The organism is Pseudomonas sp. VS40 (assembly GCF_018587885.1).
GTDB classification, from domain to species: Bacteria; Pseudomonadota; Gammaproteobacteria; order Pseudomonadales; family Pseudomonadaceae; genus Aquipseudomonas; species Aquipseudomonas pergaminensis.
In genome coordinates this window covers 128,023-150,526 of the sequence record NZ_JAGYWD010000009.1, presented here as the reverse complement: position 1 = coordinate 150,526, position 22,504 = coordinate 128,023, and the positions used below count along the sequence as shown (strand labels likewise).

The window sequence follows — 22,504 nt, the reverse complement described above, 5'->3', positions numbered from 1 at the left end:
GATGACACTCATGCCACGCCTATCGCGCCGGTGGGTTCTCGCCCAGTGGCACCACGGCCATGGTCAGCCGCGAGACGCAACTGGCCTTGCCATCGTCGCTGGTCAGGCGGATGTCCCAGACCTGGGTGGTGCGGCCGATGTGGATCGCCTTGGCCACCGCCGTCACGCGCCCGCTGCGCACACCGCGCAGGTGGTTGGCGTTGACCTCCAGCCCCACGCAATAGAACTTGCTGGCATCGATGCACAAGTAGGCGGCCATGGAACCCACGCTTTCGGCCAACACCACCGACGCACCGCCATGCAACAAGCCGTAGGGCTGATGGGTGCGATGATCAACCACCATGCTGGCTGTCAGGGAGTCGTCGTCAAAGCTTTCAAAGCGAATGTCCAGCAGTTCACCGATGGTGTTTTTCTGGATCGCATTGAGTTGATCGATATTCGGTTGAGTGCGCCACAGGCTCATGCCGTTGTCCTTTTTGGTTTTATGATGAGCCTAATCCTGCCACAGAACGGATTCGGAGCGCTCGCTCCAGGCTTGGAAATGTGCACCGTAAGTCGATTCGATCACGTTGCGCTTGATCTTCAGGGTCGGGGTCAGGAAGCCGTTTTCCACCGCCCAGTTGTCTTTCACCACCACCAACTGGCGCAGGCGTTCATGTTTATCCAGCGCCTGATTGACCTGTTCCAGCCAGCGTTCAAGGCTGCTGCGCAGTGCGTGCGGGTCTTCGTTTACCGCCGATAACACGCACAGCCCAATCGGCGCGGTGAGACCATCGCCCACCACGCACACCTGCTCGATACGCGCATGTTCGGCCAGGCGGTTTTCAATCGGCGCGGGAGCGACGTATTTGCCTTTGCTGGTCTTGAAGATTTCCTTGAGCCGCCCGGTCAGGCGCAGCCGGCCATCGGCATCCTGCTCGCCCTTGTCACCGGTGCGCAGGAAGCCATCGGCGGTGATCGTCTCGGCGGTTTTCTGCGGGTCCTTGTAATAGCCGAGCATGGTCGCGCCGCTGCGCACCTGGACTTCGCCCGAGGGGTCGATGCGCACGTCCACACCGGGGCACGGCAGGCCGATCCAGCCGAGGGTCTGCTGGCCGGGTCGGCACACGTGGGAGTAGCCACAGCTCTCGGTCATGCCATACACTCCAGCACATCCAGGCCCAGGCGCTGATACCAGCGCAGCAGCGCCTCGGGCACCGGCGCCGCGCCGGACAGCGCGATGCGCAACGCATCCAGGCCCAGGCCGGCGAGCACCTTGTGGCCCACGCGCTTGCCGATAAAGGGCAGGCGCAGCAGGAAGTCGAGGCGCTTTTCCGGGATCCTGGCGTAGACGCCCATCTGGAATTTGGTCCAAATGCGCGGCACACCAAACAGTGCGGTCGGACGCGCCCTACGCAGATCAGTCAGAAAGGTATCCAGGCTTTCGGCGAAAAACACCGTCTGCCCGGTGTAGATCGCCGCCATTTCCACAAACATCCGTTCTGCCACGTGACACAACGGCAGGTACGACAGCAGCCGGTCGCCCTCCCCCAACCCGAACAACTCGGTGCCACGGGTGGCGGCAAACCCCAGCGCGCCGAAGCTGTGCATCACGCCTTTGGGCAAGCCGGTGGTGCCGGAGGTATAGATGATGGTGGCCAGCTCTGCGGCGGCCGGCTGAGGATTGTCCTGGATCGGCGAGCTGGCTTGCAGGTCGGCCCAGGTGAAATTGAATGCGCCCGGCGGGCATAACGGCAAGCTAATGGTCGGGACATCGGACGGCACGCCGGGCGCCATGGCTGGCCAGTCGTCAAGCTTGCCGATAAACACCAGCGCCGCCTCGGAATGGCTGAGCACATGGGCAACGGAGTCGGCGGTGAGGTTGGGGTACAGCGGCACCGAGACATGCCCGGCCATCCAGATCGCCAGGTCGGCGATGATCCAGTGGGCGCAGTTTTTCGAGATCAGGGCAATGTGCGAGCCCTGAGGCAACTCCCGGGCGCGCAGCCAGTGCGCGGCGCAGCGGGCCTGGTGGCCGGCCTCGCTCCAGGTGAGGCGTTGGACCTGGCCGCCGCCGACGGGCTGGACCAGAAAAGTCTGGCGCGGATGTCGCGCTTCACGTTCAAAGAAGACCTGCAACGGCAAACGAAAAGCGACGGGCATGGGACGCGCTCCTTTGTGGTCCGATGATAGCCAACCAAGCACTTGCTCGGTTGACTATATAGCACACACAAAGCAGCGATAACGCCTACGGATTCTTCACACTGACCAGGTTCATCAGCCCTGCCAGCGGGAAATCTCCCTCCAGTTCCGCCAGGCTGGCGGTGTGCATCGGCTGCGGCTGACGCTGATGGCCATGCTGCAGGAAGCTGATCAGGCTGCCCACCAACGGTTGATGGCTGACCAGCAGCACGTTGTCATCGCTGTCGAGGTTTTGCAGCACCAACTGCGGGTTGCCCTCCGGTGTCAGCCACGGCACCGTGCGAATCTGCGGCTCAAAACCCAACGCCTCACGCACCAGGTGTGCGGTCTGTTGCGCCCGCACATAGGGGCTGGCGATGATCGCGCTGAGGGGCTGACCGATCAGTTGCGCAGCACTGCGCAACACTTCGGCGCGGCCATGCTCGGTGAGGTTGCGCTCGGCATCGGTGCGCGCATGCCCTTCGGCCTCACCGTGGCGCAGTATCCACAGCTTCACAGCTTCGGCTCCTCGTCACGCACCGGGTGTGGCGCGGGCGGCACGCTGTGGGCGGTTTCGCCCTCGGGCGCGCGGGGGGTGGGCCAGTCGGCGAACGGCCAGGGCTTCTGTTCGGTGTGGAAGCTGCCGAAACGGCCGATCTGTGCAAGGAACTGGCTGAGGCTGTCGCCGAAGTTCATCAGGCCCAGGTTCGGCGCGCCGTAGACGAGGCGGTAGATCAACTGCACCACCACCAACGCACCGAGCAGGAACTGCGCCACCTGCCACACCAGGGCAAACACCAGCATCCAGAGGATGCGCAAGGCAATGGATTCGTACTTGGGGGCTGCTTTCGGATCGTTCATGACGCGTTCCTCAGTTGAAACCACTGGTGGAAATAAAGTCGACATCGGTTTTCGGCTCGGCGCGCATCAGCAACTCGATGACTTGGTTCAAGGTGCGCCCTTCAAACAGGATCGCGTGCAACCCGGCGACCAGCGGCATATACACACCGACTTCCTGGGCCTTGGCCTTGAGCACCTTGAGGGTGTTGACGCCTTCGGCCACTTCGCCCAGGCGCGTGACCGCGTCTTCCAGGCTCAAGCCCTGGCCGAGGGCGAACCCCACCTGGTAGTTGCGGCTTTTCGGCGAGGAGCAGGTGACGATCAGGTCGCCGACGCCGGCCAGCCCCAGGAACGTCATCGGGTTGGCGCCCTGGTTCACTGCAAAGCGGGTCATCTCGGCCAAGGCACGGGTGATCAGCATGCTTTTGGTGTTTTCGCCCATGCCCAGCGCCACGGCCATGCCGGCGATGATCGCGTAGACGTTTTTCAGTGCACCGCCCAGCTCGACGCCAAAGCGATCGCTGCTGGCGTAGACCCGGAAGGTACGGCCATGCAGCACCGCCTGGACGCGCTCGCACAGTTCCTCGTCTTCACTGGCCACCACTGTGGCGGTCAGCGCGTGCTCGGCGACTTCCCGCGCCAGGTTCGGCCCGGACAGTACGCCAATGCGCGCCTGGGGCGCGATCTCTTCGAGGATCTCGCTCATCAGCTTGAAGGTTTGCGCTTCGATGCCCTTGGTCAGGCTGACCAGCAGCTTGCCCGCCAGGCGTTCGGCGTGGGGCGCCAGCACCGAGCGCAAGGCGCTGGAGGGCAGCGCGACGAAGCACAGGTCGCAGGCGGTGAGGGTTTCCAGCAGGTCGGTAACAGGCTCGACGGCCGGATGAATCTTGATGCCTTTGAGGTAACGCGGATTTTCCCGGTGCACCCGGATGGCCTCGGCCTGTTCGGGATCGCGCATCCACTGGCGCACAGCGTGACCGTTCTCGGCCAGCAGGTTTGCCACGGCGGTACCAAAACTTCCGCCTCCCAGGACCGCGATAGGGCGCTGTTCAGTCATATGCAATCCGTTAATCCATACCAGTGGCGATGCCGGCATTATACGGGCCGACCCGCTTGCGGCCAGCCCCCGTATCAATTCGTGCGTTTGTCGGAAAATGCCAGGTTTACATGAAGTAATTGCAAGTCCGGCGACTGGCAAAAGGCCCCACCTCAGTTAACATGGGCGGCTATCCGCAATTATCAAGGCCGTGCCGTGTATTTGGGCCCTCCTCCTCGCTCATCCCTCTGGTTGATGTTGTTGTGCAGCGCACCGGCGCTGGCCGACGACCTGTTCCTCGACAGCCAGCCGCTGCCCCAGGTGCTGACTGCCACGCGCCTCAAGCAATCGGCCGCCGCCGTGCCCGGCAGCATGACCGTGATCGACAGCGAGCTGATCAAGGCCAGCGGTGCACGGGACATCAGTGAGCTGCTGCGCCTGGTGCCGGGGATGATGGTCGGCTACACCACCGGCAACCAGGCAGCAGTGAACTACCACGGCACCAGTGCCAGCGATGCTCGGCGCATGCAGGTGTTGATCGATGGCCGCTCGGTGTACCGCGCCGGCCTGGCCACTGTGGACTGGAGTGACATTCCGGTGGCCATGGAAGATATCGAGCGCATCGAAGTGTTCCGCGGCCCCAACACCGTCAGCTATGGCGCCAATGCCTTGATGGCAGTGGTCAACATTCTTACGCGCTCACCGGCCAACAGCCACGGCACGCGGGTCAAGGTGGTGCGCGGCGAACGCGGCATCAATGACTTCTATGCCAGCCAGGGCGCGGGCTGGGAAACCGGTGACTTGCGCCTGTCCCTCTCCGGGCAACAGGACGACGGCTTCGACAGCGATGCCGCAGGCGCCGACCGCCGTGACAGCCGGCGTCTGAACCGCTTCAGCCTGGCGATCAGCCAGACGCTGAACACGCAACAAAGCATCGACTTGCAGCTGGATGCAAAGGAAGGCACCAACCAGCGTCCTTATACCTACAGCCCGGTATTTGCCGGGATTACCGAAGGCGGCAACAATTCCGACGTCACGGCCAAGGACTACGCCGGCTCCCTGCGCTGGAACTTCGACTTCAACCCAGACCACAGCCTGTATATCCAAGGCTCGGCGCAACAGTGGGACCGCCGGCAAATCTGGAAGGCCTGTGACGCCAAGGTGTCGTTCAGCCCCGAGTTGACCCAGCTGTGGCAGATGAACCCCAACTACGCCGAACTGCTCGCCCGGCACATGGACACCTACAGCCAGGGCAGCGCACCACCCGGCAGCGCCGCCGAGCAAGCGCTGGCCAACCAAGTGCTGCAGCAATGGCGCGACGGTGCCAGCCAGAGCGTGTGCGGTGACATCGACCAGAGCACCCGCGAAAGCCGCTATGACCTGGAGGTTCAGGACACCCTCAGCCTGTCCGACAGCCTGCGCCTGGTCAGCGGCATGAACTACCGCTACGACCGCGCCGACTCCGACACCTACTTCAACGGCACCCTGGACGACACCACCTGGCGCCTGTTCGGCCAGTTGGAGTGGCGTGCCAGCGAGCATTGGCTGCTGCAAGGCGGCGCCATGTATGAAGACACCCACCTGAGCGGCAACTCGCTGACGCCCCGGGTGGCGGTCAACTACCTGATCAACCCGCGCCACGGCCTGCGCGCGGTGTACTCCGAAGCGATCCGCTCACCGGACATGTTCGAGAACAACGTCAACTGGAGCTACCGCGTCACCAACCTCAGCTCCCCCGCCTATGGGCAGACCACCGGGCAATACTTCGTAAAGACCCGGGGCCCGGGCAACCTCGATAAAGAGATGATGAAGTCACGGGAACTGGGGTACAACGGCTTCTTTGCCGACATCGGGCTGAACATGGACGTGAAACTGTTCTATGACGAGATCACCGACATGATCAGCTCGCCGCTGCGCAATAACCAATACATTGCCAGCAACGCCAACAGTTCGCGGTTCACCGGCGCCGAATCCCAGTTCGACTGGCGCGTGAGCAACGCCGACCGCCTGCGGCTGACCTATGCTTACATCGACGCCACCAGCAGCAACCCGCGGGACAAAGCGCAGACCGCGCGCAACAGCGGCTCCGCCGGTTGGTTGCGCGAATGGGGCCGAGGCTGGTCCAGCGCGCTGTTCTACTACGGCGATGACGCGCTCAACCAATATCGCTTCGAACGGGTCGACCTGCGGGTGGCCAAGCGCATTGCCCTGGGCAAAGCCAACGTGGAGCTGGCCGGCATGTTGCAGGAACGCCTGGATAACCAGCCCACCACCTGGGCCGACAACAATTATGACCATCGCCATGTGCTCTACTTCAGCGCGGAGTTAGAGTTCTGACATGGGCGACTCGTCACGGATGACCTGCTTCTTTATCACTCGGCGCTGGCGACGCGCGGTGCTGCTCGCGTGCCTGCTATTCAGCGCGCCAGCCTGGAGCGCCGATATCCTGCTGACCGCCGCCGAAGACGGCGCCGGCGTGCAGGCCTTCACCCAGGCCCTGGCCCAGCAACGCCCCGAAGACCACGTCACCTTCACACCGCTCAAAGACATGCCGGCCCCCAGCCGCCTGCCGGCCAACACACGGCTGATCCTGCTCGACCTGCCGGGCCTCGACTGGCGTTTGCAGGACACCCAGGGCCCGCCGACACTGGTGCTGCGCATCAGCCGGCTGCAGGCCCACCAGCGCCTGGGCAGCACCCAGCACCCACGCATCAGCCTGCTGTGGAGCGACCCGCCGCTGGAGCGCCAACTGCGCCTGATCGCGAGCATCCTGCCCCAGGCGCGGCGCATCGGCGTGCTCTATGGCGCCGACAGTGAATTTCTCCTGCCCGAACTGCGCCAGCACGCCACGCCCCTGGGCCTGGAGATCGTGCCGCAGCTCTGGGGCAACATTAATGACAGTCGGCCGCTGCAAACCCTGTTTCGCAACAGTGACGTGCTGCTCGGCCTCGACGACCCGCAGTTGTACAACCCCAAGACCGCGAAGAACCTGTTGCTGAGCAGCTACGCCCAGCAACTGCCGCTGGTGGGCCCGAACGCGGGCTTTGTGCGCGCCGGCAGCCTGGCCAGCACCTACAGCGACCAGGCCGACTGGCTGACGGTGCTCGACCGCTTGCTCGACCATCCACCGGGGAACTGGCCGCGCTCGCTGTACCCGGAACGCTTCAAAGTCGTGGGCAACCCGCAAGTCGCCCGCTCACTGGGGATCGAACAGGTGGACGAAGCCAGTGTCGCCACCCGATTGGCCGAAGGAGAAAAACGCCCATGACCTTGCGTCGTCGTTGGGACATCAACACCCGCACCCAGCTCATCACCCTGGGCCCGGCGCTGTTGCTGACGTTGCTGTTGATCAGCTTCTTCACCTTCGTGCGTATCCAGGACCTGCGCCAGGAACTGGACCACACCGGCCAGCTGATCGCCAACCAACTGGCGCCCGCCACCGAGTACGGGGTGATTTCCGGCAACAACGATGTGCTCGACAGCCTGTTGCGCGCCACGCTGGCCACGCCCCACGTGCGGTTCCTGGAGATCCAGGACAGCAGCGAGAACATCCTGGTGTATGTCGAGCAACCGTCGGAAAAACATGACCGCTCGCTGTCGGTCAAAGTGTTCCAGGCGCCGATCCGCCTGCAACACATCCAGTTGGGCAATGACTTCTTCCAGGACAACCTCAACGAACCCAAGGCGCCGCGCGCGGACTACCTGGGCCGGGTGATCGTCGGCATGTCCAACGACGCGTTCAGCCAGCGCCAGCAAGAGATCCTGTTCAAGGCCGGCATCCTCGCGCTGTTCGCCCTGCTGTTTACCTTCCTGCTCGCCAGGCGCCTGGCCGCCAGCCTGTCGCAGCCGATCAGTGCCATGGGCCACGCGGTGAAGGCCATCCAGCAAGGCGACTACAAGACCCCGCTGCCCATCGTGGATGACTCGGAACTGGGCGACCTGTCGCGGCATATCAACAACCTCGCCGAGGGCCTCAACCAGGCCAGTCGCGAACAGCAACAAGCCATGGCCCAGTTGATCCAGACCCGCGAAGAGGCTGAGCGCGCCAACAACGCCAAGTCGGATTTCCTGGCGATGATGAGCCATGAGTTGCGCACGCCCATGAACGGCGTGCTGGGCATGTTGCAGTTGCTGGAAACCACCGAGATGACCGAGGAGCAGACCGAGTACGCGGCGCTGGCCTCCGAATCCACCGAGCATTTGCTCAAGGTCATCAACGACATCCTCGACTTCTCGCGGATCGAACGCGCCGCCCTGGAGTTGGAGCACATTCCATTCAACCTCGCGGACCTGATCAACAGCTGCGCCCAGGCATTCCAGCACAGCGCCCAGCAGCGCGGGTTGGCGCTGCAGCTGTCGATCCCGCCGGGGATGGACGCCTTGCGGGTGCAGGGTGACCCGACGCGAATCCGCCAGATCCTGGTGAACCTGATCGGCAATGCCTTGAAGTTCACCGAACACGGCAGCGTCAGCGTCGAGCCGCACTGGCAGACCCTCGACCATGAACTGGTGTGGTTCACCTGCACCGTGCGCGACAGCGGCATCGGGATTTCCACCGAACGCCTGGAATTGATGTTCGACGCGTTCCAGCAGGCCGACAGTTCCATTTCAAGACGTTACGGCGGCACCGGCCTGGGCCTGCCCATCGCCCGCACCCTGGCCGAACGCATGGGCGGCACCCTGCGCGCCCAGAGCGAAGAAGGCCGTGGTTCGGTGTTCACCCTGGAAATCCCCCTGGCCATCGACCAGCACAGCGTGCCGGCCATTGCCAGCGATGCCGACGGCAAGGCCAGCGCCGGCAATGGCCGGCATGTCCTGCTGGTGGAAGACAACCCGGTCAACCGCACCGTGGTCGAAGCCATGCTGCGCAGCCTGGGCTTTGAAGTGAGCCTGGCCGCCGACGGCGCCGAAGCGATCCGCAGCGCCGAGAGCCTGATTTTCACGGTGATCCTGATGGATTGCCGGTTGCCGCTGATCGATGGCTACGAGGCCACCCGGCAAATTCGCCAACTGCCGGGCTGCGCCGACCTGCCGATCATCGCCCTCACCGCCAACGCCTTGCAGGGTGACCGGGAAGCCTGTTTGGCAGCCGGAATGAACGATTACCTGGCCAAGCCGTTCAAACGCACGGATTTGCAGCAAATCCTGCAGCGCTGGGTGCAATAGCGCCGCGCCATCAGCCAACTCCGACTGGCGTGAAAGACGAAAGTGCGGCAGTCTTAGGCACCCGAACGGGCCCATAAACAGGCCCGGTTTAAAATTTCAGTGAACAAGTGTACATTCAGTGCCTTGCCGCTGTGACTTTCACTACAACGCAATAGTCTATGTGTAGGCTGCCGACATGAGGCATGAACGCTTCATTCGGTTCGGGAAGATTTGCCCTACCCTGCCGCATGGGATTATTGAGGAGCTCGCATGACCAAACAAAACGCCTTTACTCGGGAAGACCTGCTGCGCTGCAGTCGCGGTGAGCTGTTCGGCCCAGGTAACGCGCAACTGCCCGCCCCGAACATGCTGATGGTGGATCGCATCACCCATATCAGCGAAGAGGGTGGCAAGTACGGCAAAGGTGAATTGGTCGCCGAGCTGGATATCACCCCGGACCTGTGGTTCTTCGCCTGCCATTTCGAAGGCGACCCTGTGATGCCAGGTTGCCTGGGCCTTGACGCCATGTGGCAACTGGTCGGTTTCTTCCTCGGCTGGCAAGGCCTGCCGGGTCGCGGTCGCGCCCTGGGTTCGGGCGAAGTGAAGTTCTTTGGCCAGGTCCTGCCGACCGCCAAGAAAGTCACCTACAACATTCAGATCAAGCGCGTCCTCAAGGGCAAGCTGAACCTCGCCATCGCCGATGGTTCGGTGAGCGTCGACGGTCGCGAGATCTATACTGCCGAAGGCCTTCGGGTCGGCGTATTCACTTCCACTGACAACTTTTAAGGGTTATCCGCATGCGCCGCGTCGTTATCACTGGTCTGGGCATTGTTTCTTGCCTGGGCAATGACAAAGAGACCGTCACCGCTAACCTGCGTGCAAGTCGCCCTGGCATCCGCTTCAACCCGGAATATGCCGAAATGGGTCTGCGTAGCCAGGTTTCCGGCTCCATCGACCTGCCCCTCGAAGAACTGATCGATCGCAAGATCTATCGCTTCGTCGGCCACGCTGCCGCCTACGCCTACCTGGCGATGAAAGACGCGATCGCCGACTCCGGCCTGAGCGAAGACCAGGTATCGAACGTACGCACCGGCCTGATCGCCGGCTCCGGCGGCGCATCGACCCTCAACCAGATGGAAGCGCTGGACATCCTGCGCGAAAAAGGCGTGAAGCGCGTTGGCCCGTACCGTGTTACACGGACCATGGGCAGCACCGTTTCTGCCTGCCTGGCCACGCCGTTCCAGATCAAGGGCGTGAACTACTCGATCTCCTCCGCGTGCGCCACCAGTGCTCACTGCATCGGTACTGCCGTCGAGCAGATCCAGCTGGGCAAGCAGGACATCGTCTTCGCCGGCGGCGGTGAAGAAGAGCATTGGAGCCAGTCGTTCCTGTTCGACGCCATGGGCGCGCTGTCCACCCAGTACAACGAAACCCCGGAAAAGGCCTCCCGCGCCTACGACGCCAAGCGTGACGGTTTCGTCATCGCCGGCGGTGGCGGCATGGTGGTGGTCGAGGAGCTGGAACACGCTCTGGCCCGTGGTGCCAAGATCTACGCGGAAATCGTTGGCTACGGCGCGACCTCCGACGGCTACGACATGGTTGCCCCGAGCGGTGAAGGCGCCATCCGTTGCATGCAGATGGCCATGTCCACTGTGGATACTCCAATCGACTACCTGAACACCCACGGCACCTCGACTCCGGTCGGCGACGCCAAGGAAATGGAAGGCGTGCGTGCGGTATTCGGCGACAAGGCCCCGGCCATCAGCTCCACCAAGAGCCTGTCCGGTCACTCCCTGGGCGCCGCCGGCGTTCACGAAGCGATCTACTGCCTGTTGATGATGGAAGGCAACTTCATGGCCGGTTCGGCCAACATCGACGAGATTGATCCGGTGGTGGCTGACATGCCGATCCTGACCAAGACCGTTGAGAATGCAAAAATCGACACCGTGATGAGCAACAGCTTCGGCTTTGGTGGCACTAACGCTACCCTGGTGCTGAAACGCTGGCAGGGTCAGTAAGACCTGTAGCTTGATTGCATGAAAAAGCCCCGACTGGTTCGGGGCTTTTTTGTGGGTAATGGATTTGAGACCGAGTCGGCTTCATCGCAGGCAAGCCAGCTCCCACATTTGAAACGCATTCCCCTGTGGGAGCTGGCTTGCCCGCGATAGCGCCAACTCGGTACCCGGCCCTACACCGAAAACCGCGCCACCATCGTGTTCAGGTCCACCGCCAAGCGCGACAACTCCTGGCTCGCCGCACTGGTCTGATTCGCCCCGGTCGATGTCTGATGCGCCAGGTCGCGGATGTTCATCAAGTTGCGATCCACCTCCCGCGCCACCGCCGCCTGTTGCTCGGATGCGCTGGCGATTACCAGGTTGCGCTCGTTGATCAAGGTGAACGCCGACGCAATTTCCTCCAGCGCCGTGCCCGCCGACTTGGCGATATCCAAGGTCGAACGCGCCCGCGTATTGCTCTGCTGCATCGAGCTGACCGCCTGATCGGTGCCCTGCTGAATGCCGCTGATCATCTGCTCGATTTCCTGGGTCGACTGCTGGGTGCGATGGGCCAGGGCGCGCACTTCATCAGCCACCACCGCAAAGCCACGCCCGGCATCCCCGGCGCGTGCGGCTTCAATGGCGGCATTCAGCGCCAGCAGGTTGGTCTGCTCGGCAATCGAGCGGATCACGTCGAGCACCTTGCTGATCCCATAGACCTTTTGCGCCAGGTCCTCGACCTGCGTCACGTTGTCGGTCACGTCAGTGGCCAGCGCCTCGATGGACACCACCGTCTGGTGCACCTGCTCGCGCCCGTGCTGGGCAATGCGGTCGGACTCGCGTGACGCCTGGGACGTGGCCACTGCATTGCTTGCCACCTCCTCCACCGCTGAGGTCATCTGATTGACCGCCGTGGCGGCCTGCTCGATTTCCTGATTCTGCTGGTGCAAGCCGCGGGTGGCGTCTTCGGTCACGCAACTGAGTTCTTCCGAGGCTGACGCCAACTGGTTGGAAGACTCGGAGATACGCCGGATGGTGTCGCGCAGGTTCTCCTGCATGCCCTTGAGCGCCTGCTGCAGGCGCGCCGGCTCGTCGTTGCCACTGACGCTGATCTCGCCCGTCAGATCGCCACTGGCCACGCCCTGGGCCACTTTCAACGACTGCGCCAGGGGCAGCACGATGCTGCGCGTCAGCCACACCGCCAGGCCGATGGTGATCAGCGCCGTGAGCACGATCATGCCGACCACCCAGCTGCGCGACTGGCTGAACACGCTCTGCGCCAGGCTGGCCGCCTGGTTGGCGTTGGCTTTGTTGAGGTTGACCAATTCGTGCAGGGTCGCGGCCATTTCATCGGCGATCTGGTTCATCTCGCCATTGACCACCCTGATCGCGTCTTCCAGCTGGTTGGCCTTGGAAAACCCCATGACCTGCTCCTGGCGTTGCAGGTATTGCTGCTCCTGGGCCTTGAAGCGATCAAACAGCGTGCGTTCCTCGGGCAGCACAATCAGCGCCTCGTAGAGAGTCTGCGCATGATGCAGGCCGCTTTTCAGGTCGCCCAGTTTCTGTTCGTTCTGCGCCAGCGCCTGGGAATCGCGGTTGACCAGCAGGCGCAAGGTCAGCGCCCGAACACGCAGCAAGTCCTGACTCATCTGCCCCACCGCCATCACGCTGGGCAGCCAGTTGTTCTCCACCTGGTCCGATTGCTGGCGCATATTGGCCATCTGCAACAGGGCAAAGCCGCCCAGGGCAAATACCATCAACGCCAATAGGCCAAACCCCAAGCCCGCGCGCGGGGCGATATTCAGACTTCTGATACTCATGCCTTGGCTCCTTCCAATTGCGCTGCATCCATTTGCAGCTGGCTCTTGAAAGGTATCGGCCTATTGCTCGTTTTGCGTAAGACGAAAACGCGATATCAACGCGCTACACCATCGCTCGGCGCTTTAGGCAGGATCGCCAAAAAGTTGTCCCGTGCGACTTTGCGAGCGACGTCCTCCGGCAGGGCATCCAGGAACGGGTCGAAGCGGCGCATTTCCTTACCGAGCTTGTTGAACCGCCCTACAACGTCCGAGCCCAGCATAAACCGCTCGGGGAAGCGCTCCACCAGCTTGACCCACTCCGGGCGCGGCAGCCCTGCGTCATCCAGCAAATACGGCGTGAGCATGCTCCAGGACAGGTCGATGTACAGGTTGGGGTAAGTCTCCAGCAGGCGGCTCAAGGTCGGCAGCAAAAAGTCCATCTGCACCTGATGGCGGTGGATTTCCTTACTGGTGCCGGCATGGGCCCAAATGAAGCGGGTATGGGGATGGTTGCGCAGGGGCTGCTCGACCTCGGCCAGGTACAGCGGGTTGCGCTCGCGCTTGGAGGTGATGTTGGAGTGCAGCATCACGGGCAGGTCATGTTCCGCCGCCAAGTGATAAATGCGGGTCATGGCTTCGTTATTGGCGCGTGGGGTGTCGCCGGCGGTGATGGCCGTGAGGTCGTCATGGCGGGTGAAGACTTCGCCGATGCCCTGCCACAGCCCCGGGTTGAGGTCGAGCATGCGCTGGATATGGGCCGCCGAGTTCTTGTCGTTGGGGTTGAAGCCGGACAGAAACGGATGAAAGCGTGGGCGCTGCTCAGGGGGCAGTTTGTTGACCGCTGCGGCCACGATCACGTCGGTGGCGCTGTACCAGTAGGCATCGGCATCGTCACCGGCGTAGTAGCGCGGGCGCTTGGGTTCGTCTTCGTGCCATTTCTTTGCGACCGGAATGCCGGAAATCATCACGTGCTCGATGCGGTTGTCAGCCATCGCCTTGAGCAGCTTGTCCATGCCGGCGGTTTCCTGGAAAAAATCGACGTAATGCAGGTGCGCATCGCTGTAGGCATAGTCGCGGGCCTGCACGGCAAGGCTGCTGGCGGTGAGCAACAGGGCAAGGCTCAGGCGGGTCCAGGGCACGGTAAAACCTCGATAAGGGCTGATACGGGTAGACCTTTTGCGCCCTGCCGGGGTTCATCCGGCAAAAAACGCGGAACACCGAAGTGCCAGCATGCTCTATAACTGCATGACCTTCATCCTGCCATCTTGTGAGGTTTGCCATGCCAGTTACCGTAAATACCCTGAACCAGGACAACTTCCGCCATAGCGTCACGATCAACAACCACGAGTTGTTCACCGACCTGCCCAAAAGCCTGGGTGGCGATGATTCGGCGCCCTCCCCCCATGACTACTTCGACGCCGCACTGGCCTCCTGCAAAGCCCTGACCGTAAAGCTTTACGCACAGAAAAAAGACATCCCGTTGACCGGTGTGACCGTGGAAGTCACCCACGATGCCGCCGAAGAACAAAAGGGCAAATACACACTCAACGTCAAGCTGACGCTCAAGGGCGTACTCACCGACGAACAGCGCGATGAACTGCATCGCGTGGCCGATCGCTGCCCGGTGCACAAGCTGATGACCACCGCCGAGATCAGCATCGACACCCAACTGTCGGAAGGCGCGTTCAGCCAATAGCGGCAACCTCCCGTCGAGCGGGTTATGCTCAGCAGCATCTAACCCGCTCAGACTGGGACGCACCATGACCACCCTTACCGTGATCCGCCCTCGCCCCGAAGATGTCGAAGGCCAACCTATCCTGCGCCCGCTGCCTTCGCGAGAATGCCGCAGCGTCGGGCCTTTTGTGTTTTTTGACCACATGTTGCTCACCCGCTATGCGCCGGGTGACGGCATGAATATCCGCCAACATCCGCATATCGGGCTGTCGACCCTCACCTACCTGTTTGAAGGCGCGTTGCAGCACAAAGACAGCCTGGGCTCGGACCAAGTGGTGCAGGCCGGCGACGTCAGCTGGATGACCGCCGGCAGCGCCATTGCTCACGTCGAACGCACCCCCGAAGCAGTCAGGGCCGAAGGTTTCAGCCTGCACGGGTTGCAGGTGTGGCTGGCCTCCCCCAAGGACCACGAGACTGGGCCGGGGCACTACAGCCATCACCCGGCAGCCAGCCTGCCGGTGAGTGACAACCTGGGCGTGCAGATACGCCTGATCGCGGGCGATGGGTTCTGCCTCAAATCGCCGGTGCCGGTGCTGTCGCCCACGCTGTATGCCGAGGTGCAGATGCAAACGGCCACAACCCTGCTGATTCCGGATGAGCATGAGGAACGCGCGGTGTATGTGCTGGAGGGGGAAGCGCAGTTGGACGGCGAGACGCTTGAAGTGCACAGCCTGGTGGTGCTGCCGGCTGGTCAGGAGATGACACTGTTTGCCGAAAGCGATTGCCACCTGGTGGTGTTTGGCGGTGCGCCGCTGGATGGGCCTCGGCGGATCAATTGGAATTTTGTCGCGAGTGATCCGGCGGTGATCGAACAGGCCAGGCAGCGGTGGGCGGCTGGGGATTGGCCGACGGTGCCGGGTGAGTCTGAAAGAATTGAGTTGCCGGTGAGGTAGCATTCGCGAGCAAGCCCGCTCCCACATTTGACGGTGTTCACAAATCAAATGTGGGAGCGGGCTTGCTCGCGAAGAGGCCAGAACAGGCGCTGAAGAATCAGCCCTTGAACACTTCATCCAGCAAGTTATGCATCGACTGGAAAGCCCGCTTGGCCGTCTTCGCGTCGTACATCATCTTGCCCGGCACATTCGCATGCGGGTCGGTGAAGGAATGCACCGCGCCGCCGTAGCTCAGCAATTGCCAATCCACGCCGGCCGCGTTCATTTCATCTTCGAACGCCGGCAGTTGCTCTTTAGGGACCAACGGGTCAGAAGCGCCATGCAGGACCAGCACTGAGCCCTTGATGTTCTTCGCATCCGCCGGGTTTGGCGTGTCGAGGGTGCCGTGGAACGAGATGGCAGCCTTGACCGGCGCACCGGTACGCGCCAGCTCCAGGGAGCAGCAACCGCCGAAGCAGAAACCAAAGGTCGCCAGTTTCGAGGTATCAACCGCTGCCTCGGTCTGGCCCTGCAGTTGCTCGAAGGCCGCCTGCATGCGCTTGTTCAACAATGCACGGTCGTTCTTCAACGGCATCATCGCAGCGCCGGCTTCATCGCCATTCGACGGGCGTACGGTCTGCCCGTACAGGTCGGCGATCAGTACCACGTAGCCCTTGCCGGCCACGCTTTTGGCAATTTCTTCAGCACCCGCACTCACCCCCATCCAGTTCGGCGCCATCAGCAGGCCGGGCAACGGGCCCGTGTGGCTGGCATCGAACGCGAGGCGGCTTTCGTAAGACTGGCCATCAATCTGATAGACCACGGAACGTACAGTGACTTGGCTCATCATTTACTCCAGTTGAGGTGCACTAGAACGAAAAAACCCGCCGAAGCGGGTTTTTCTACAACGGGGTCAGACCGACAGCTCTACCAACAACTTGTTAAGGCGGCGCACATAGGCAGCCGGGTCTTTCAGGCTGTCACCAGCGGCCAGGGCCGCCTGGTCGAAGAGGATGTGCGACAGGTCGCCAAAACGCTCTTCGCTCTGCTCGCCATCGAGCTTCTCGATCAGCGGGTGAGCCGGGTTGAATTCGAAGATCGGCTTGGAATCCGGAACCTTCTGGCCGCTGGCTTCGAGGATCTGGCGCATCTGCATGCCCAGGTCCTGCTCGCCGATGGCCAGGATCGCCGGGGAATCGGTCAGGCGGTGGGAAACCCGCACTTCGCTGACCGCATCGCCCAGGGACGCCTTGATCCGCTCAACCAGGCCCTCTTTGGACTTGGCGACTTCTTCGGCTTCTTTCTTCTCTTCTTCGGAATCCAGGTTACCCAGGTCCAGGTCACCACGGGCCACGTCGACGAAGGACTTGCCATCGAACTCGTTGAGGTAGCTCATCAGCCACTCATCGATACGGTCAGTCAGCAGCAGCACTTCGATGCCTTTCTTGCGGAAGACTTCCAGGTGCGGGCTGTTCTTGACCTGTGCGTAGGTTTCGCCGGTGAGGTAGTAGATCTTGTCCTGACCTTCCTTGGCGCGCGCCAAGTACTCGGCCAGCGACACAACCTGCTCGCCGTCGTCGCCCTGGGTGGAGGCAAAACGCAGCAGGCCGGCGATTTTTTCCTTGTTGGCAAAATCTTCCGCCGGGCCTTCTTTCATGACCTGGCCGAAGTTTTTCCAGAAACCTTTGTATTGCTCAGGCTCGTTCTTCGCCAGTTTTTCCAGCATGTCGAGCACGCGCTTGGTCAGCGCCGACTTCATGGAGTCGATGATCGGGTCTTTCTGCAGGATTTCCCGCGACACGTTCAGCGACAGGTCGTTGGAGTCGACCACGCCTTTGATGAAGCGCAGGTACAGCGGCAGGAAGGATTCCGCCTGGTCCATCACGAACACGCGCTGCACGTAGAGCTTCAGGCCTTTTGGCGCTTCACGCTGGTACAGGTCGAACGGGGCACGGGCCGGTACGTAGAGCAACGAGCTGTATTCCAGCTTGCCTTCGACCTTGTTGTGGCTCCAGCTCAGCGGGTTTTCGTAGTCGTGACCGATGTGCTTGTAGAACTCCTGGTATTCCTCGTCCTTGATCTCGGTACGCGGACGGGTCCACAGCGCGCTGGCGCGGTTGACCACTTCCCATTCCTGGGCAGGTGCCTCTTCGCCTTCGGCGGCCGCTTGTTCTTTCGGCAGCTCGATCGGCAAAGCGATGTGGTCGGAGTACTTCTTGACGATGTTGCGCAGGCGCCAGCCATCGGCGAATTCGTCTTCACCGGATTTCAGGTGCAGGACGATGCGGGTACCACGGTCGGCCTTGTCGATAGTGGCGATTTCGAACTCGCCCTCGCCTTTGGACGACCAGTGCACGCCTTCGCTGGCGTCGAGGCCGGCGCGGCGGCTGAATACTTCAACCTTGTCGGCCACGATAAAGGCCGAGTAGAAGCCCACGCCGAACTGGCCGATCAGGTGCGAATCCTTCTTCTGGTCGCCCGACAGGTTCTTCATAAAGTCGGCAGTACCGGATTTGGCGATGGTCCCCAGGTGGGTGATCGCATCTTCGCGGCTCATACCAATACCGTTGTCTTCGATCGTGACGGTCTTGGCGTCCTTGTCAAAGCTCACACGGATTTTCAGTTCGGCGCCACCTTCCAGCAACTCAGGCTTGGACAGGGCTTCGAAACGTAATTTGTCGACAGCGTCAGAGGCGTTCGAGATCAATTCGCGAAGGAAGATTTCCTTGTTGGAATACAGCGAATGGATCATGAGGTGCAGCAGTTGCTTCACCTCGGTCTGGAAGCCCAGGGTTTCCTTTTGAGTTTCCACACTCATGGTCATCAAACTCCAATTGGATGGCAGTGGCCGCGCCCTAAAGGGTTGGCGGCGGGTTGTCATCAAAGTTGGGGGCTAAGACCAGGATTTCAAGGGCTGCTTGGTTCCTCGATCTTGAAATGCGCGCGGGCAGTGGCGATCGGCTCGGACGCAGTGCTTTGCCAGGCGGTAATCGCCACGTTCGCCACCCGTCGGCCCTGGCGCCACACCTGGCACTTGGCGTAAGTGTCGCGAAACTGGCCGGCGCGCAGGTAATCCAGGGAAAAATCGATGATTTTCGGAAAGCCTGGCGCGCCGGTGAACACCAGCAGATGCAATGCAGCGGACAGCTCCATGAAGCCCGCAATCACGCCGCCGTGGAGAGCCGGCAATATAGGGTTACCAATATTGTCCTTGTTGGCCGGCAATCGAAACAGCAACTCATCCCCCAGCCGGGTGCATTCGATGCCGATCAGCTTGGCGTAGGGAACCAGGCTCAGCAGCGCCTCGTAATCGCCGCGCTCGTGGGCCTGCTCCAGGCGAGTCTTGAATCGGTGCGTCATGGTTGCTCTCCCTTGATCGTGTTGCCCAGTCCTTGCGCGCCCTTGAGGCGCTTGCCCATGCGCATGAATGTGCCCACCACATGGGCGATGGGTTCCTGCGGATCGTCCTGGTAGGCAAAGCCACGGGTGAAGATCACGTCGGTGGTCACCCGGTAGCATTGGGCAAAGCCGTACACAGGTTTATGTGGCGCGGCGGGATGCATGTAGTCAACGCGCAGGTCCAGGGTCGGGCACACTTCGAATTCGGGTAAAACGCACAGGGTAGCCATGCCGCACGCGGTGTCCATCAGCGAGGTCAGCGCGCCGCCGTGGATCACGCCGGTCCGGGGGTCGCCAACCAGATGCGGTGCGTAGGGCATGATCAGCGTGATGCCGTCTGCGTTGGCATGATGAGCGGTAATACCCAGCACTTGGCAATGGCGCAAGGCCGAGACAAAGCGTGTCGCACGCTCTAACAAGGGGTTTTCGGTCATTCGTTCCAGACTCTTATTAGTGTTGATCCGCAGAATGGGTGGGGCGGGCAAAAGTTCCGGCTAGTCAGCGATTTATATATCTATGGAATAAAAGGAACTAATGCCGAACCGCCATGCTCGAAAGGCCAGTAGATATCTTCAATAAGGAGAAACACCCCATGCGCAAGACTTTAGCTATTTCCATGATGTTGGCCGCTGCCCTCGGTCTCGCTGCCTGCGATAAGAAATCCGAAGACAAAGCCCAAGACGCCGCAGCACATTCTGAGCAAGCTCAGAAAGATATGGCCAAGGCTCAGGATAAAGTGAACGACGCTGCGAAAGAAAACGCCGATGCTGCCAAAGCTCAGGCTGAATCGAACGAAGCCGCCGCAAAAGAAGCAGCACCTGCTACCCCTGCCACCGGTTCTTGAGACCGCGGTTTGAAATAGCTTCGCTGCAAAAAGAAAGCCCGCTTAGATAGCGGGCTTTTCTTTGCCTGGCTTTTTTATTTGAAGGGTTAGTTAACCGGCTTCTTTAACCGCTTCCGGTGGCGGTGTGTCCGTCTGGGTATACACCATCACTTGCAAGACGTCGGAGTGAAACTCCCGACGGTACAGCACCAACACCACCCCACTGCTCATCAACATGAACAACCAGGGGCTGACAAACCACGCCAGCATGGTCATGCCGAAGTAATAAGCCCGCAGGCCAAAGTTGAACTGGTTGGCGGCCATGGAAATCACCCGCGCCGCCCGCAGGGCAAACGCCCGGCGCTCCTGTTCGGACACATGTCGCTCGCCGATCATCGGCGCCGAGCCCACCAGCACCGCCGCGAAGTTGTACTGGCGCATGCACCAACTGAACGTGAAGAACGCATAGACAAACACCAACGCCAAACACAGCAGCTTGATCTCCGACATGCCCTGGGAAGCCTGTTGCACCATGGGGATATCTGCCAGCAACGACACCGCACGCTCCGAGGCACCCAGCACGGTAAGAATACCGGCCAGGATGATCAGGGTGCTGGAGGCAAAGAATGAGGCATTGCGCTCCAGGTTGCCGATCACACTGGCGTCGGCGATACGGTTATCGCGCAGCAGCATCCGGCGCATCCAGTCTTCGCGATACAGGTGCAGCACACTGGCCAGGCACGCGGTATCCCGGGCCTTCCAGGTGGCATAACGGGTGTAGCCGCCCCAGCACAGGACGAACCAGAGCGCGGCAAGCAGGTGGATCTGATTGGTTTCGACGAACGACATGCGGGTCCTATCAACGTTGGTTGGGTGAACACAATCTATTCTTGGAGCTGGCAAGCCAGCGCCTACAGGATCGTGTTCTATAAGCATAAAAAATGCCCCGTATCGATTGATACGAGGCATTTCCTTGTAACGTAAACCCGGTTATTTAAGCGATGGCTTCGCTGCGCTTACCGAGCATGCGATCGACCCCAAACGCTACGGCCAGTGTCATCACCGATGGCACTAACCACGCCAGGCCCTGCTCGCTCAGTGGCAGGTGCGCCAACTGCGCGGGCAGCCAGTCCGCCAGGCCCGCGCCCTTGAGCGCGTCGATGCAACCGAAGATGAACGACACCAGCATTACCGGGCCAACGATGCGGCCCTGCTCCTGCCAGAAGTCTTTGCAGAAGCTCAGCGCCACCAGCACGATGCACGGCGGGTAGATCGCGGTGAGCACCGGGATCGAGAACGCAATCAGCTTGGTCAGGCCCAGGTTCGACACAAACAGCGAGAACAGCGCGAGGATCACCACCAATGCCTTGTAGGACAGCGGCAGGATTTTGCTGAAGTACTCGGCGCAGGCGCAGGTCAGGCCCACCGCAGTCACCAGGCACGCCAGGGAGATCAGTACCGCCAGGAAGCCGCTGCCCAAGGAGCCAAACGTGTGTTGCACATAGGCGTGCAGCACCGCCGCGCCATTGCTGGCACCGGCCGCCACGGCATGGCTGCCCGAGCCCAGGCGGAACAGGCTGACATACACCAGGGCCAGGCCCACGCCGGCAATCAGCCCGGCAATGATCGCGTAGCGGGTGATCAACTGCGGCGATTCCACGCCACGGGAACGAATGGCGTTGACGATCACGATGCCGAACACCAGGGCGCCCAGGGTATCCATGGTCAGGTAGCCATTGATGAAGCCTTGGGAGAACGGTGCAGCCACGTATTCCGGCGTGGCAACGCCCACATCACCGGCCGGCAAGGCAAACGCGGCGATACCAAGGATGGCCAGAGCGATGATCTTCAGGGGCGCCAAAAAACGCCCAACGGTGTCCAGCAGTCGACCTGGGTACAGGGAAACGAAGAACACCACCAGGAAGTACACCGAGCTGTAGAGGAACAGCGCCAGCGGGCTTTCGCCGGTCAGCGGCGCCAGGCCCACCTCGAACGAGACGGTCGCGGTACGCGGGGTGGCGAACAGCGGCCCTACCGCCAGGTACGCCGCCGCCGCCAGCAGGCCACCGGCGATCTTGCCGATCGGGCTGCTCAACGCGTCCATGCCGCCGCCAACCTTGGCCAGGGCGATCACGGTGACCACCGGCAGGCCAACGGCGGTGATCAGGAAGCCCAGCGCTGCCATCCAGACATGAGGCCCGGACTGCAAACCAACGATAGGCGGGAAGATGATGTTGCCAGCGCCCACGAACAGGGCAAACGTCATGAAGCCCAGCGCCAGGATATCCTGGCTTTTCAACACTTTCATTTGAGGAAATACCACACTACTGAATCGGAATTTAGAGAGGGATTCCCTATGGATGAGGGAAATACTGCCGGCCCTTATGGGAGCCGACCGGTCTAGCGCGCGGCTTCCTTTTGGGATGCGGACGCATAAAGAGGCGGCTAGGGTACAGAATTGGGCTGACAAACGCACTGTTGCGGGGCGGACTGTCCGATAAGCGACATCTCTATGTCGCGTTTTCATACTTAATCTGGCAATGCAGATAAATCTGGGAGGGGGCTTGCCCCCGATGGCGGAGTGTCAGTCACTGTATTTGTTAACCGACCCACTGCAATCGGGGGCAAGCCCCCTCTCACATTTTGATCTTTATTAAACCCCAGAACGCACAAAGGCCACCCGAAGGTGGCCTTTGTGGGGT

The 22,504-nt window shown here is 61.5% G+C and carries 20 protein-coding genes and 2 pseudogenes; 8 read left to right on the top strand and 14 right to left on the bottom strand.

The window, feature by feature from the left end; genetic code table 11:
- Window positions 1-19: 19 nt before the first annotated feature.
- The 5 genes and pseudogenes from KHP07_RS24445 to KHP07_RS24425 all read right to left on the bottom strand — a co-directional run bounded on the left by KHP07_RS24445 (window position 20) and on the right by KHP07_RS24425 (window position 4,057).
- Complete coding sequence (locus KHP07_RS24445) at window positions 20-463, bottom strand: hotdog fold thioesterase (protein WP_034102975.1); 444 nt, start codon at window positions 461-463, stop codon at window positions 20-22.
- Window positions 464-493: 30 nt separating this feature from the next.
- A pseudogene (locus tag KHP07_RS24440) lies at window positions 494-2,142 on the bottom strand (AMP-binding protein).
- Between the two features lie 85 nt (window positions 2,143-2,227).
- Entirely contained in the window at window positions 2,228-2,677 is a 450-nt protein-coding gene (gene sixA, locus KHP07_RS24435) for a phosphohistidine phosphatase SixA (protein WP_099493394.1), read from the bottom strand.
- Window positions 2,674-3,021: a DUF4389 domain-containing protein gene (locus tag KHP07_RS24430; RefSeq protein WP_099493393.1), complete on the bottom strand. Its 348-nt coding sequence runs from the start codon at window positions 3,019-3,021 to the stop codon at window positions 2,674-2,676. Before KHP07_RS24430 ends, sixA begins: the two co-directional genes overlap by 4 nt.
- A gap of 10 nt (window positions 3,022-3,031) precedes the next feature.
- The gene (locus KHP07_RS24425) at window positions 3,032-4,057 is read right to left on the bottom strand and encodes an NAD(P)H-dependent glycerol-3-phosphate dehydrogenase (protein WP_012723107.1); all 1,026 of its coding nucleotides are present in this window, start codon (window positions 4,055-4,057) and stop codon (window positions 3,032-3,034) included.
- 195 nt (window positions 4,058-4,252) lie between these two features.
- Between KHP07_RS24425 and KHP07_RS24420 the strand changes: the two genes are divergently transcribed.
- The 5 genes from KHP07_RS24420 (at window position 4,253) to fabB (ending at window position 11,199) form a co-directional block, all read left to right on the top strand.
- Window positions 4,253-6,373 (top strand): TonB-dependent receptor plug domain-containing protein, encoded by a 2,121-nt coding sequence (locus KHP07_RS24420; RefSeq protein WP_352152670.1) that lies wholly within the window; start codon window positions 4,253-4,255, stop codon window positions 6,371-6,373.
- Between the two features lies 1 nt (window position 6,374).
- Window positions 6,375-7,304 (top strand): ABC transporter substrate-binding protein, encoded by a 930-nt coding sequence (locus tag KHP07_RS24415; RefSeq protein ID WP_078047643.1) that lies wholly within the window; start codon window positions 6,375-6,377, stop codon window positions 7,302-7,304.
- Complete coding sequence (locus KHP07_RS24410; RefSeq protein ID WP_078047642.1) at window positions 7,301-9,202, top strand: ATP-binding protein; 1,902 nt, start codon at window positions 7,301-7,303, stop codon at window positions 9,200-9,202. Before KHP07_RS24415 ends, KHP07_RS24410 begins: the two co-directional genes overlap by 4 nt.
- A 249-nt stretch (window positions 9,203-9,451) precedes the next feature.
- Complete coding sequence (gene fabA / locus KHP07_RS24405; protein WP_010211704.1) at window positions 9,452-9,967, top strand: 3-hydroxyacyl-[acyl-carrier-protein] dehydratase FabA; 516 nt, start codon at window positions 9,452-9,454, stop codon at window positions 9,965-9,967.
- An 11-nt stretch (window positions 9,968-9,978) separates the two neighbouring features.
- On the top strand, window positions 9,979-11,199 hold the full coding sequence (gene fabB, locus KHP07_RS24400) for a beta-ketoacyl-ACP synthase I (RefSeq protein ID WP_016979549.1): 1,221 nt from the start codon (window positions 9,979-9,981) through the stop codon (window positions 11,197-11,199).
- Window positions 11,200-11,369: 170 nt separating this feature from the next.
- Here the strand turns inward: fabB and KHP07_RS30000 are convergent, their stop codons facing one another.
- From KHP07_RS30000 to KHP07_RS24390, 3 genes and pseudogenes are all read right to left on the bottom strand, one after another.
- Window positions 11,370-12,233: a methyl-accepting chemotaxis protein gene (locus KHP07_RS30000; protein ID WP_371857063.1), complete on the bottom strand. Its 864-nt coding sequence runs from the start codon at window positions 12,231-12,233 to the stop codon at window positions 11,370-11,372.
- Window positions 12,225-12,995: pseudogene (locus tag KHP07_RS29995) on the bottom strand (MCP four helix bundle domain-containing protein); the annotation flags it as partial. The gene KHP07_RS30000 and the pseudogene KHP07_RS29995, both read right to left, overlap by 9 nt.
- 95 nt (window positions 12,996-13,090) lie before the next feature.
- Entirely contained in the window at window positions 13,091-14,113 is a 1,023-nt protein-coding gene (locus tag KHP07_RS24390) for an amidohydrolase family protein (protein WP_214498159.1), read from the bottom strand.
- Window positions 14,114-14,253: 140 nt separating this feature from the next.
- Here KHP07_RS24390 and KHP07_RS24385 point away from each other — a divergent pair, with 140 nt between their 5' ends.
- Together KHP07_RS24385 and KHP07_RS24380 are read left to right on the top strand one after the other, a co-directional pair.
- Entirely contained in the window at window positions 14,254-14,670 is a 417-nt protein-coding gene (locus KHP07_RS24385; protein WP_078047639.1) for an OsmC family protein, read from the top strand.
- A gap of 64 nt (window positions 14,671-14,734) precedes the next feature.
- Window positions 14,735-15,601: a pirin family protein gene (locus tag KHP07_RS24380; RefSeq protein WP_100491182.1), complete on the top strand. Its 867-nt coding sequence runs from the start codon at window positions 14,735-14,737 to the stop codon at window positions 15,599-15,601.
- Window positions 15,602-15,698: 97 nt separating this feature from the next.
- Here the strand turns inward: KHP07_RS24380 and KHP07_RS24375 are convergent, their stop codons facing one another.
- The 4 genes from KHP07_RS24375 to KHP07_RS24360 form a co-directional block, all read right to left on the bottom strand.
- Window positions 15,699-16,427: a dienelactone hydrolase family protein gene (locus KHP07_RS24375; protein WP_099493390.1), complete on the bottom strand. Its 729-nt coding sequence runs from the start codon at window positions 16,425-16,427 to the stop codon at window positions 15,699-15,701.
- Between the two features lie 66 nt (window positions 16,428-16,493).
- On the bottom strand, window positions 16,494-18,398 hold the full coding sequence (gene htpG / locus KHP07_RS24370; protein ID WP_100492490.1) for a molecular chaperone HtpG: 1,905 nt from the start codon (window positions 18,396-18,398) through the stop codon (window positions 16,494-16,496).
- Between the two features lie 89 nt (window positions 18,399-18,487).
- A complete protein-coding gene (locus KHP07_RS24365; RefSeq protein ID WP_099493389.1) occupies window positions 18,488-18,940 on the bottom strand; it encodes a PaaI family thioesterase in 453 nt (150 codons plus the stop codon).
- Entirely contained in the window at window positions 18,937-19,413 is a 477-nt protein-coding gene (locus KHP07_RS24360; RefSeq protein ID WP_099493388.1) for a PaaI family thioesterase, read from the bottom strand. Before KHP07_RS24360 ends, KHP07_RS24365 begins: the two co-directional genes overlap by 4 nt.
- Window positions 19,414-19,571: 158 nt before the next feature.
- On the opposite strand from KHP07_RS24360, the gene KHP07_RS24355 reads away from it, so the two are divergent.
- Window positions 19,572-19,823: a hypothetical protein gene (locus tag KHP07_RS24355; RefSeq protein WP_010211724.1), complete on the top strand. Its 252-nt coding sequence runs from the start codon at window positions 19,572-19,574 to the stop codon at window positions 19,821-19,823.
- Window positions 19,824-19,913: 90 nt separating this feature from the next.
- Here the strand turns inward: KHP07_RS24355 and KHP07_RS24350 are convergent, their stop codons facing one another.
- Together KHP07_RS24350 and brnQ are read right to left on the bottom strand one after the other, a co-directional pair.
- Complete coding sequence (locus KHP07_RS24350; RefSeq protein WP_078047634.1) at window positions 19,914-20,651, bottom strand: DUF599 domain-containing protein; 738 nt, start codon at window positions 20,649-20,651, stop codon at window positions 19,914-19,916.
- Window positions 20,652-20,796: 145 nt separating this feature from the next.
- Complete coding sequence (gene brnQ / locus KHP07_RS24345) at window positions 20,797-22,110, bottom strand: branched-chain amino acid transport system II carrier protein (RefSeq protein ID WP_078047633.1); 1,314 nt, start codon at window positions 22,108-22,110, stop codon at window positions 20,797-20,799.
- Between the last annotated feature and the right edge of the window lie 394 nt (window positions 22,111-22,504).

Bases quoted from the DNA above. Each gene is read 5' to 3' on its own strand.
- KHP07_RS24380 (WP_100491182.1), top strand. From the start codon at position 14,735: ATGACCACCCTTACCGTGATCCGCCCTCGCCCCGAAGATGTCGAAGGC.
- KHP07_RS24350 (WP_078047634.1), bottom strand. From the start codon at position 20,651: ATGTCGTTCGTCGAAACCAATCAGATCCACCTGCTTGCCGCGCTCTGG.
- KHP07_RS24385 (WP_078047639.1), top strand. From the start codon at position 14,254: ATGCCAGTTACCGTAAATACCCTGAACCAGGACAACTTCCGCCATAGC.
- fabB (WP_016979549.1), top strand. From the start codon at position 9,979: ATGCGCCGCGTCGTTATCACTGGTCTGGGCATTGTTTCTTGCCTGGGC.
- KHP07_RS24430 (WP_099493393.1), bottom strand. From the start codon at position 3,021: ATGAACGATCCGAAAGCAGCCCCCAAGTACGAATCCATTGCCTTGCGC.
- htpG (WP_100492490.1), bottom strand. From the start codon at position 18,398: ATGAGTGTGGAAACTCAAAAGGAAACCCTGGGCTTCCAGACCGAGGTG.
- KHP07_RS24365 (WP_099493389.1), bottom strand. From the start codon at position 18,940: ATGACGCACCGATTCAAGACTCGCCTGGAGCAGGCCCACGAGCGCGGC.
- KHP07_RS24445 (WP_034102975.1), bottom strand. From the start codon at position 463: ATGAGCCTGTGGCGCACTCAACCGAATATCGATCAACTCAATGCGATC.
- KHP07_RS24415 (WP_078047643.1), top strand. From the start codon at position 6,375: ATGGGCGACTCGTCACGGATGACCTGCTTCTTTATCACTCGGCGCTGG.
- KHP07_RS30000 (WP_371857063.1), bottom strand. From the start codon at position 12,233: ATGCAGGAGAACCTGCGCGACACCATCCGGCGTATCTCCGAGTCTTCC.
- KHP07_RS24355 (WP_010211724.1), top strand. From the start codon at position 19,572: ATGCGCAAGACTTTAGCTATTTCCATGATGTTGGCCGCTGCCCTCGGT.
- KHP07_RS24360 (WP_099493388.1), bottom strand. From the start codon at position 19,413: ATGACCGAAAACCCCTTGTTAGAGCGTGCGACACGCTTTGTCTCGGCC.
- KHP07_RS24425 (WP_012723107.1), bottom strand. From the start codon at position 4,057: ATGACTGAACAGCGCCCTATCGCGGTCCTGGGAGGCGGAAGTTTTGGT.
- KHP07_RS24375 (WP_099493390.1), bottom strand. From the start codon at position 16,427: ATGAGCCAAGTCACTGTACGTTCCGTGGTCTATCAGATTGATGGCCAG.
- brnQ (WP_078047633.1), bottom strand. From the start codon at position 22,110: ATGAAAGTGTTGAAAAGCCAGGATATCCTGGCGCTGGGCTTCATGACG.
- fabA (WP_010211704.1), top strand. From the start codon at position 9,452: ATGACCAAACAAAACGCCTTTACTCGGGAAGACCTGCTGCGCTGCAGT.
- KHP07_RS24410 (WP_078047642.1), top strand. From the start codon at position 7,301: ATGACCTTGCGTCGTCGTTGGGACATCAACACCCGCACCCAGCTCATC.